The following is a 12,131-nucleotide window of genomic DNA, read 5'->3' on the forward strand; positions in this document are numbered from 1 at the left end:
ACTCAGTCCCTTTTCCGAAAAGTTGGAATAGATGGTTCACCGATTGGATCGGCGTCCTGAGTGCGGGAGCCAATAACCAGTACGTTGAAGGTTTCGACCTGAGGAGTAGCGTCATAAGGGCTGTCGGGCGTTGCGGAAACCTCGAACTCTCCCGGCGTCACAGCTGTGAAAAGATACCGGGCCTCACCCGACTCATCGGTGAGCACCGTTTTTTCATCGTCTGCATTTTCATAGGTCACTGACAGCTTCGAAACAGACTCCTCGGTGTAAAACGAACTAGCCATCAGATACAACCATGTTGACTGCCCCACTTCCAGATCAACATCAGGCCCTTCGGCCTGCGCCAGGATTCGGTTGTGTGCTAACGGAAGATCTAAAGACTGGAAGCCAAACCCAGCCTCATCGAGGGTAAACACAATGCCTTGCGCGCCCTTTTCGGTGCTGGCACGGGCATCGAGTTCCCACTCTTTTCCGGGGATAGGGACAGGTTCGTTATCCTTGGCCGTCAGTTTCATCTTGAGGTCGTCGCCCTCTTGCAATTTCGCAGACATGGAAAGCCCGGTCACGGGGCTTTGCGTGAATGGCGTAAATAGCAGCTTATGGCGCGCGCCGAGGCAGGCCGGTATCGACTCCCCGGCAGCCATCACCCGGTCATCGAATTTCAACTCCCCTTCCTCCGACAGAACGGTCGATATCAATCGCCCCTCCAGATCATAGGGTGGAAGCCCGTAATCCGGATCCTCTGAGTGGTGGATTACTTGCAATTGGAAAAAGGAACTGATCGGCGACGTGGAGCTGACCCTATAGATCAACCCATCCTCGGTCACTTGACGTGGGGTGATCAGATCAGGGTCAGCGTGAAACTCAAGATCAGTCCCATCCTCAGCTGACACCTTTATGGAAATGAATTCGCCTACAAGAAGGTTGTCTTTCGGTTCGATTTTCAGTGGCACTGCCTCGACATTGCGAAAACAGAGCAGACCCACACGCCCTTGCTCTCGCCCATCGAGCGTCACCGTCGCCAACTGAGTCCAGATACTCTCTCCAAACACCTTAAAGTTGTATTTGTATGTGCAATCCTCGCAATCGTAAGGACTGGCAACTCTTAAAATGATTTCAGAATCGCCTTCGAGACCTGGTTCGAACGAGGTCAGAATATTGCCGCCGGGGCCCGTCGGCTCCATGGTTTCCGGTTTGCTGTTGTCACTCCAGTAAGAGATGACATTCTGAACGCCGCCAACACCGGGCACTCGCGATTCAATTCGCGCAGACAGCCGCACGTCAGGGCCACCCGCCACAGGGAATTTCGTTAAAACCTTCGGATCGACGATGGATAACCAGTGATGACCCAGGTCCAGTTTCAGCAATGGAGACGCCAGCAGCAGCTTCGAACACCTGAGTAACAATGAGACTTCACCGTTTCTCCGGTTTTCACAAACCACTTCCAATTGCACTTTGTCCCCGTCGACAGGCTGGACCTCAGGCGTGATCGCGATGCCCACCGCCTCCGGCGTCTCGTCTCCCTGAAACTCGGTCGTCAACGAAGTTTCGTTCAATACGCCATCAGCAAACGTCGCCGTCATCACATGGCTGGCACCACGGTTGAGATAGGTTGTGTTACTCCCCCAGCTCCCCTCAGGAAGTTCGTCCAGTTGAAGCTTGAAGCTCTTCCAGGGATCACTCTGGATTGCATGGATTCTGAACGTGTGCAGGGCCTCATCCGGATGGTAGTAGCTATCGACCGATGCTTTGATTTCGTGATTGCCCGAGGCTGTCGGCAACCATGGAAAAGAAACCTTGCCGTTCGCATCCGAGTCCTGCTCCAACAACACCGTATCGCCCAGTTTGAAAGTGACCTTGCGATTGGCCAAGGGCAACCGGGTGAAGTGGCTGACTACTTGCACAATCAAAGTCACGGACTGAGCCAAGTCGATAACCGGAAAAAACCAAGGCTCCTCCACCGCAATCACGTCCAGCCAATGATGACCACAAATCACTTTCAACTCATACAGTTCAGCGGTGTATTTGCTGCGTATGGCCAGGGTGGCAATGACTTGCGTGTCTGCCCCCGTATCCTTGCAGGAAAGCTGCCAGGCATTGTCGATGGATTGTTCTTGCTCCAACATTGGCGATGAACGCAGGAGGTCATCCCGATCAGATATCGACACCAATGCTGCTTCTGTTCCGTCCCAGGCGTTGTCATCCGCCACTGTAAACTTGATCTCTTGAGTCCCACCAATGCACAGGCAGATTTCACCGAGGGCCTGAAGCACGCCGTCGACCGTCAAACCCGCCAACACCAGGTCCTCCAGCAGCAATAGAAACTGTGCGAGCGTGAAACGTACGGCACCCGGACCGATTCCTCCATTCGAAGGACTCATCACCCGGACTTCGATTTGCGCTTCACTCTCGACGAGCTTCAGTTCCTCCTCCCACTTTTTCAAAAAGACGTCTTGTGGCTCTTCTTCCGTTGGCGCCCTGAGTGAGTTGACGAGTTTGAGATCCGCCTGGCCCGATTCGGCGCCAGTGATCCGAACAGTTCCGTGCGCGCCAGGAATGAGCGCTGTGGCCTCATACCAGAAGTGAAGCCAATAGACCGCCTTGCCCTCCTTAGGCCGCGGTTTGTCTGGCAGCACTATCGTTTGCCAGCCTTCCCCCAGATTCTTGGCAACCATCAGGTGGATATCGTCATCGTGCCATTTATCAATGTTGTGATTTACCGCGCCTAAATCATTGGTTACCCAAGGATCCAGAGTATTGATGAAGCCGCCATTCACCAGAAAGTTATAGTTCATGGCCGCACCGTCCCTGCGCGAGCAGCGCCGCGCTTTTTCGGTGACTGGCGCGGTGCTGCAAGCACGGCTTCTACAGCACTACCGAAAAGCGGGCCGCCATCGCGAGCGCGATAACTCACGGTCAAAATAAAATCAGTCAAAGACCGCAGCAGGTTGAACTGGCTTTCCCGGCCAGGCCTGGGAAACGTGAGCCTGTAATTCCCATGGACACCGGTGCCCTCAAAAGGCAGGAGGCGATCGCTGGGTACCCGGTCGACAATACCGTTGTCATCCACGCCTCGAGACAGGCCTATCTGTTGATACGGCCGCAGGTTTTGCACCAACGCCCCGGGAGCCGGTTCGCCACTTTCATCGTGCAAGTATTTGAACGTGCCGATATCCGGTTCCAGCATTGTCGAACTGCCAAGTTGCATCAGGATGGCGCAAAGATTCTCGTATGGCCTCTGCAATCCTGGGCAAGTGCATGTCAGTTCCACTATCTTCCGGCAGTAGTGCTGCGGATAGTCATCTGCGAAGCGGCTTTCCTTCAACCTGAAATCCAGGCTTCCCGATCCGATGAATTTGCTCCATTCATCCTCGCCCACGAGTTGCCTGAGGGAGAACGTCTTCGTCATTTCCATCTGGCGCTCATGACGCTGGACCCGAGCGGCCGACAGTTGCAACAAGCCCATTTTCAATGCAGCACCGGACGTGAACCCATGGCGGGTGTCATTCCATGCATCGGAACGGATGATGTTGGTTTTGAAGACGCCCGTTTCATATTGCAAAGCGTGCTCGGCATTCGTACAAAGACTGACGCAAAGGTCATTGAGCTGGTAGAGCGAAGTCTTGATCTGCCCCACGATCCAGTTGCTCAGATCCGGGCCGGTGCTGCGTTCCTTGTAGAATCGGTAGATTGCCTTGGACTGGTTATTAGCTGCCTCGGACTGTTCCAGGCTAGCGCGGGCCGCCCTGATCCCGTGTTCCTGGGACACTATCTGTTCGCGCAAGACCCGTGCCTGAGCGCGGGTTTGATTGTGTTCAAGCGTCCATTCTTCCGCTCGCCGACGATAAGCCTCGTTGATGCCAGCCTCTTCGGCTTCACCTCGCCACTGCTGGGCGACCAAATGAAGCAACTGTGCGCCCGTGTAGGGAATCGCCGACAGATCAAAGCCCCCCCACGACATCCCGTACACATTGGGCACCAACCTCAGTCCCGCTCCGACGGTCTCAAGTGCTGCAGCCCCCGTAGCAATCTGACGGGCATCGCGGTTTTTCTCGATAACCTTGTTTTCGGCCTCGGAGACTCCTTCCCTGACCAGGCGTTCGTAATGCTGGACCCGTTCGTTGACCATGCTCTCACTCTGACGTAGAGAGGCGGCCGTGGCCTCAAGCTGGGCGATGGTTGCCTCGTGGATCGAACGGGTATGGTCGGCCAGCTCGATCAAGTGCTCATGTTGCAGTTCTTCTAACTTGTTGCGGTCACGCATTTCCAGCCACGACCGGAGCTGGTCCTCCTGCTGGATCAGAAACTCGACAGCGTCCCGCGCCAGCTCGTAGACCGTTTGAAATCTATAAGGCACTACCTGTACCTGCCCACCCGGATTGCGTGACGCCCCCAATGTGCCATTCCCCTGAGCAATCAGCAGTTGCCTCGGATCCCCCTTCGGTTGAAAGAGAGGAAGAGCCAGATCGTAACCGTCGATCGAGCGGTTCGAACGCAAATTGTCCAGACGCGATTTGAGTAGGTCCCACAAAGCGGCGGGCCGTTCGTTGACCCCCGCCTTGAAGACGCCGCTACCGGTCAGATCCAGACGCGGTTTGCCCTTCATCGATAAAGGTATGTCTGCCAGTGAGAGGTTGAGTCGGGCCTCGAACGCTTTGAGCGGATCCCGCCCCTTGATTGTGCTCAGCAATTGATCCAGCGTTTTCGCTTGCCAGGTACTGGCCGTATCCGTTCCTGTTTTTTCGCCGATCATTCTCCAGGCCTTGCTGTAAAGCAGCCCGGCACGAACCATGCTGTCGTAATCGAGCCGTCGGAACAGATCGTCGCCTTCGGCGATCAGGTTCTGGACGTAGTGCAGGAAGATCGCAATCATGAAGTGAATCGGCGCGCAATAACCGAGTGCATCGGGATCCGTCGGCGCCAGTTGCTCATACGAGCAATCGATATGATCGATTTTCAGCGGACGGCAGCGCCAGTAAGCCTGCCTTGCAGTCGCCTTGAGCCCCCCGCGACCTTTCGCAGTTTCAGGAGACAACGGGTGGAAGATGTACTCCAGCCAGCGTTGTGCTTCCTGATAGCGGCCCTCTTCGGACAGGCGCCAGAACACCAGATGCGGCACATGTAAAAAAAGCTCCCAGAAGTACCTGCCATTACAACCGTCGAACGGACCGTTGCGCTCGACAGTGCCATCCGGCAGAGGGTCTTCCTCGACGTGCTGGGTGTCCCAGTCCAGTAGCGCATCCACCGAAAGCGACGCGCGGCTGGTCAGAATCGCACCGATCTGGGAACCCAGTCGAAGGTGCTTGAGCGTCTGGCTCGGGTCGTTGAAGCTTAGAAATTGCGCACCTTGAGCGTTGGTCTCGCCGATGGTCGGGGTCAGGTAATCTTTGGGCTGGGCCGTTAGTTTTACGTTGAACGTCACGATCGCGCCATCCGCACTGAAGTCCACAGGGATGTCAATGTTGATAGGAAAGGTACCGCTCGAATAAACAACCCACGGCGATATGATGGTTCCGTCCAGCGGGGCGGTGAATTGCGACGGGGCAGGATCGGTCGCAGACGGATTCTGAAGGCCTATGCTGAATGGCACTGCTTCATAAAGAATTTTCTGCTCAAGCCGATTGTCATCGTTGACCTGCGCCGCACCCAGCACGTCGACGGTAAAACCGGCGCCGGCACGTATTTCCTCCGAGGTTCTTTCGACGAGATAGCGCAATGCAGAGTCTTGAAGTACTACGAGAGCTTGCGCCTCCCAGATCCCATCGCCTTCTGAGGTCTCTTTGAAGTCCGCAACTGTAAAGGAATGGACAGGCTCGTACTGGGCGTTAACCTTGGGCAGTCGTACGTTATGTGCAGCCACAGGTCTGCGCCGCGTAGTCAGGGTGATCGTGATGTACTTATCGTCTGCGTATTGGATACTGACATCGGTATAAGTGCCGGCATGCAGCGCCCTCCAACTGATCGACAAACGCTGCAAAACCCGTCCGGTCTCGCGCACCGCAGTGCAGCGACCGCGAACTCTGAGCACCTGAGACCAACTACCGTTTGTCAGCCTTTCACGGCTGAAGACAACGTCAACCTCCATACCTTGAGCGATAGGGCCAACAGGTGGAATCGCGTACTCGATTTCGATTTTCGGATAATCGGCTGGCACCACTTTCTGTTGTACGCCGTAGCGGTTTCTGAAGCGTCCAAAGACCATCGCCAGCGAGGTGGAAATGTCGCCTTCCACCTTTCGCATCAAATGATCGCGTACCTCATGTATCTCGATTCCGCCCGGAGCAGCGCTGAAATCCGCGCTGTGACGGTTGGTGTAGCACACCCGCAGCCGATCATCGTTCGGACTGCCGTCACCGTCGGAGAAAGCCGTCAGCCAACCATCAGAAACGTCCGATTCACATCTTCGGCTATGCAACGTCAACGGAGCAGACCATGTCTCGTCAACCGACTTGAATGCCAATTTAATGTTCAAGGTCCAGGGTGACTGCACCACGCCGTTGCCATCGACCTGGCGATCGATCCATTCACACCACACCAGCGCCAACTGGCCGAGCCACAGCACACAGCGGATGTCGATGACCGTGCCAGCGGTGTCGATATTGCACTTACGCCACTCATCCCAATTCGCCGGGTTGATTTTCGTGCTGTTCTCGTCCACCTCGACCTTGACCTTGCGCAGGTAATGGTCGAACGGTTGCGTGCGACTTCTTGCGACCAGAAAGTAATTCGCTTTGCGGGTTTTGGTCTCGTCGATGTAACAGCACCTGACTTCCAGATTGCTGAGCTTCTCGAAACTGCTTGTGTACGCCATCAGTGCCGCCTGTACCGAAGCGTCAGACAAGCGCCTCTGCATCACCTCACTTTCCAGTGCACGAAACAGCTCGGTTTTGTTCAGGCGCAATGGCGGCTCGATGTAGTTGGCCGCATGATCCTTGAGCAACACGTTGGCCGACCATGAGCTGTAGTTACTCAGGATCTTCCACCAGTAATCCTGGTCGTCCGGATCGAAAACAGCGTTTTTGTAACCGAGCTCCATGCCTGCGTAAACACCATGGATATACCGTTGCAAAGTGCGCACCGTCGAGGAAACTTCCGAGGCTTGTGCCTGCGCCTTGTCCTCAAGATCAGTCAGCAGCACATCGCTCAAGGTTTCCGTGGTGGGAACGGCGATGGGGACGGGCATCAGTCGGTGGCCCACCATCGTGTCGACCATTGCCTTCAGGTAACGCTCATTTAACGAAGTATTACGGGACGTAGACATTGTTTTTCTCCCTGTCACGCAATGGTGATCCGACTGCAGACGACCGTGGGCAATCGGTCAGTTCAAGCCTTGTTTGAAGGGCGCGGAGTGAGCGGTCGTTTGCGCAGGGTTCCTGGCATCACCAAAGCCTGCGGTAACTTGTCGGCATGCACACTTATCTCGAAGTCGCCGTTGCGCACGTCGCCGATCATGAGTTCGATTACGTGAGGGGCGACTCCATACGTAAAGGACTCGGCCATGGGTGGCTGGAAATCCATCCCCAGTGCTCTGGTGGAGTACTGGGAACTCCATCCCACAGCGCCGCGACTGCCATCGAGTTGTTCTGGTTCACTTGCCTCGATTTGTATGCGGTAACGCGTGCCTCTGAACAAATCGAGGCGGCCCGATCCTTCCGGAACCGGGAGGATCGTCTCGCGATTCAATTCGTCACCGTTGGGTGCCAGAGTGAAAAGAACGACGCGCCACCCGAACGCCCTGATGGCTTCAACCGAAAAACTCTGCACTTGCACCGGATGATGTTGCAGGGTCGCGGTCACCGTGTGCGTACCGGCCGCTGCTGCCTCGAACGGATAGACGGAACGACCTTGCTCATCAGTGAGGACAGTGTCGGTGACAGGGGGAACTGAATGGACCTTCCACTCGACCGGATAAAGCCCGACGGGCTTACCATCCACGCCCGACTTATCCGCCACATCCACCCACAATAAAGTGGGGCGTGCGCCGACCACCGCTATCGGGGGATTAGCCAGGAAAAGCACGATCTCGGCGGTGTCGATCACCTCGACAGTGAGCCGGACCTCGGCGTCGCTGCCCAACCTGGCGAAAATCGTCAGTGCGCCAGACGTTGAGCTGAGCACGGCAAACCGGGAGATGCCTGTTTTATCGGTGGCCACTTCATCTGTTGTCGTAGAAGGCTCCGTACGCCACGAAACGACCTTTCCATCTGAAGGCATGCCGTCAAGCCCGACGACCTTGCATCTAACCAGGAATGTGGCACCCATTCTTGCCACCTCGGTCACAAAAGGGACATCAGCGATCCGCGGCGAATCCTTGAACAGGAGCGAATCAGCGAAGGTCATGGTGTTGGAGCGATCGACAGGGCCGACTGAATACTTGGCGGTACCTGCCGACAGGCTGGATACCCACACGGCGCTTCGTCCATTCTTGTCGGTAACAGTCTGGCGTGGCCGTATCTCGCCCAGCGTGGTTCGCCACTCCAGCGGAAATCTGGCGGGACGGTTGCCGTATTTGTCGAGTATTACAGTGAACAACTCGACTTCTTCCAGCCTGCCTGCCAGAAGCGGCGGGATTGACCTGAGTCTTGAGCTCAACTCGGGCTCGGGTCTCAGGGACTCCATATCAGGGCCAATGGTGACGGTCGGACCGTGGATCGGATCGCTGAGCGGCAGGTTATAGCTGATATGGGCGGCTCCCATTGTTTTCCCGGCCTGCAACCGCGCGACCGCGCGACCCTGGTTGTCTGTCCTGACTTCGGGCGTGAGCATGACGCCGATATCGGTCTTGAACTGAATCGGTACTCCCTTGAGGGGAACACCGAAGAAATCTTTCAACTGCAGCAGAAACTCCGCCACTTCCTGATCCACGTTTGCGATAAGGTAGCGGTTGTCTACCGTGCACAAGGTGGTATAGCTCTGGCCGGCCTCGGCCGATTCCGGCTGCATTTTCAGATTGATGAAGCGGTCATAACTTTCCAGCGAATTATGCGCAGCCTTTGCGTATTGAGCCTGGGTATCCAGCGGACTCAGATTGCCAAGACTTACGGCGGCGGCTGCATCCAGTCCTTTGGCAGACAGTTCAAGCGTGCGTCGCAGCACATCCAACTCCTGTAGATTCTGTAGCAACGGAAGTTGTTCGCTGTCCTGGACCTCGCCCTTGAGATGGCTCACCACTGTCAGCACGTGCTTGATACCGCAACCGAAGAATCGGGCCAGTTTGTCCGCGGCTGCATCGCGCAATAGCCGACGCGCATCCTCGCTCAGCTCGGAATCGAAGACGTTAACCTGAATAAGATAGTCGAGTAGTTTCTCTTCCGGCTCCCGCGCCTGTTCCACCAACCGACCGAACAAGCTCAGGTAATAAAAGCTCTGGATCGAAATTTCATAGCGGTCCCCAAGGCTGAACCACTGGTGGTTTTCGTCTGCCAGGATGACCTCCAGCAACGTTGCACTCACGTTGAGCTTGCTGGCAATCCGGGCGCGACGCTCCACCTCCGCGAACAGTCGCAGAAATTGGTCCGGTTCCTCCAGCGTATTCTTCAAGACCCGGCGATTGGGCACTTCGGGCATGCTCAGCGCCTGTGACAGAAACCTGTGAGGGTGCCCCTGCGCCCAAGCCAGGATCTGGCGGGTCAGTAAAGAACTGATCTGCAGATAGACCGCAAGATTTTCTTCAACCAACGCGCGCTGCTCATCCCGACAACGCAACACGATCAACAGCAACAACGCCTTCAGCGCGTCCCTCTTCGCCTCCTGAGTCGGATCAGCCGGATCCTGATAGACAACCGATGCAACGGATTCGCATTGTTCTTCGGCGAACGCCAGATATTGCTCTTGCGTCTGGTCATACTCGCCGATCACCAGACCGTACTCGTCCACCAGCAAGCCCAGCAAAGACATCCAGTCGATGATCTGTTCGCTGTGAGGGAAACGCACCGGTGCGCCTGCCGCCAGCAATGTGGCGGTCTGTACCAACACAGGTTGCGTCTGGCTGGCCAATTGCCGGAGAAACTGCTCCTGGGTTTCACTCCAGACACTCGGGACGACAATCGGATTGACGTGTTGCACCAACCACAGCACGGACAAGTTTGACTCCTTGGCCCACTTCGAGCACTGGATCAACCCATCGATGGCGCTCAGCACATCCGCGCCTTCCGTGGACCCCGAATCGGACACCACGGGCTCGGCTGCCAATTGGGTGATCAGTCCCAGGGTTTGCGCCAGTGCCGTGTATTCGATCGGCGTCAGCTCACTCAGCCGGGCGAGCCGCACCAGCCGCCACAACGCCGACAGAGTAGGCAGGTCGCAATCCAGAGACGTCGTTTTGCCCTTGGCTTCGGCGATAACGGTACTCAGGTAACGACAGGTTTCGCCTTTAATGCGCAGCGCTGTGCAAATCTGATGCACCTTGTGCTGCTCGGCTGCGGTGACCGGAATGATCGCCAACGGACTGCCATCAATGCGCAGGGGGTCATCATTGGGAAGAAGTTCGCTGTAAACCTGATCGAAGAACGCAGAAGATCCATTCTGACCATAGACCGACAGCACATCCACCAGACCCGCGCACTCCTCGGCGGTGCAGCCGTGAACAGTGATCAGTTCCAGGAACAATCCCAGGCAGCTCAATGTGGCCGGGCGAATCCAGAGTGATGCACTGGCGCCTCCGCGATGCTCGGCATTTACTGCGGCAACAATGAGCCTGTCCACATCATGGCTCTTCAGTTTCAGGATGTAATCCAGACGCACCTTGCGGTGAATGCGCTCGGCACGGTGCTCCAGCTCAACCGTCGGGAATTCACCGATATGTGTCAGCAGATGCTTTGCATCAATCTCCCCGATAGCGCGCCCGATCGCCGGTTTTTCTCCGCCATTGACGTAACGTGCCCCGGCCACCTCCCCTGTCAGAAGCTCGTCCGGGTCGCCTATCGCAGGGACATTAGGCGACAGCTTGGGGGTAAATTTATCCCACGCCAGCAAGCTGTCCACCTCTGGCTGGGTAAGGCTGGTTGCAATCTTGAACAGCCACAGCCGCTGAAGATCCTGATTGGCGAAAATGGTCGGCCCATAGTTACGGCGATAAAAATCTTCGGCGGATTTTTGCGGTTCAGAATCGATGCACCCCGTCAGAGGATCAACCCTGTCCAAAGACAGACGGGTCGGTTCAACACTCAGCGGAAACACCGAGTCCTCAAGCTGCAACGCCATCGCTTCACGCCCCATTGGCAAGGTCAGTTGCCAGGCGGTGTGATCACGAGCACCCCGAGCACCGGGGCGTATGAAATACGGGTAATCGCTGTCCATCCAGCGAATGACTTCACCTAATGAGCCGTTTGCCATGACCTGGCCTGTTACCTGCCAGATGCCGACCGCATTCATCTCGAACGGCATGCTGAGGGGAACACGTGTGGAACCCAGAAACTCTTGAACCGTCGAGTACTCGTGAGGCAGCCTTTCCGAAAGGACCGATTCAAGTATCCGGCTGTGGATGTCGACTCGCGACTTCACCTCGTTGATGGCCGCAGGGTCAATCATCAGTTGATCGACATCCGGGCGTCGCTCTTGCAACGGAATAGCATCCGGCCCCGCGTGTTTCTCGATTTCGTCGCGGACAAACTCGCGCAGGCTGACCAGATAGGCCACCGGAGAGGCGCTGTGCTCCGGGCTGCCCTGTGGCGCCGCCTCGTCAATATTGGGGGTGAACAATTGTTCGTAGGTAGGCAAAGTCACCGCCGCCTTTTTGTCGCCTCGACGCGGCGCGGCACGCAGTTCTTGCTGGCGGTATAACCGGGTGATCTGCAGCGCCAATGCTCTGCCACGAGCCAGCATGGTCTCGGCCTGAGCCTGTGTCAGGCCCAATGCCTGCAACTCGCTCACACTGTGTTTTATCAGGTCGAATACGCTGGAAAACTCCGAAAGGTAACGATCGAATTTACGCGGCACAGACAAGCGTTTCTTGCCTTGGCCCAGCACGGCCCTGACCAGTTGATGCACGGGGCTCGTTTGCGATGCTTTCATTCAGGCGCTTCCTCTTGAATGGAGAAACAAATGCCACGGACGCGTGAGTGGGCTTTTGTTGGTTTCAAGTGATTTAGCGCTGAGCTGGATAAAATGACCACTGTCAGATCTGACAGGTT

Annotated in this window: 3 protein-coding genes; all 3 read right to left on the reverse strand. The window is 56.2% G+C overall.

What is annotated here, in order from left to right:
* Positions 1 to 2: 2 nt before the first annotated feature.
* The 3 genes from AC1RME_RS17190 to AC1RME_RS17200 all read right to left on the reverse strand — a co-directional run bounded on the left by AC1RME_RS17190 (position 3) and on the right by AC1RME_RS17200 (position 12,012).
* The gene (locus AC1RME_RS17190) at positions 3 to 2,795 is read right to left on the reverse strand and encodes a hypothetical protein (protein ID WP_493091566.1); all 2,793 of its coding nucleotides are present in this window, start codon (positions 2,793 to 2,795) and stop codon (positions 3 to 5) included.
* Positions 2,792 to 7,261: a Tc toxin subunit A-related protein gene (locus AC1RME_RS17195; RefSeq protein WP_096818344.1), complete on the reverse strand. Its 4,470-nt coding sequence runs from the start codon at positions 7,259 to 7,261 to the stop codon at positions 2,792 to 2,794. The genes AC1RME_RS17190 and AC1RME_RS17195 overlap by 4 nt, the downstream gene beginning before the upstream one ends.
* Before the next feature lie 62 nt (positions 7,262 to 7,323).
* Positions 7,324 to 12,012 carry a Tc toxin subunit A gene (locus AC1RME_RS17200; RefSeq protein WP_096818345.1) on the reverse strand — a complete coding sequence of 1,563 codons (4,689 nt, stop codon included), beginning with the start codon at positions 12,010 to 12,012 and terminating at the stop codon, positions 7,324 to 7,326.
* Between the last annotated feature and the right edge of the window lie 119 nt (positions 12,013 to 12,131).

This window comes from Pseudomonas sp. GW822-FHT03F08, assembly GCF_058801265.1.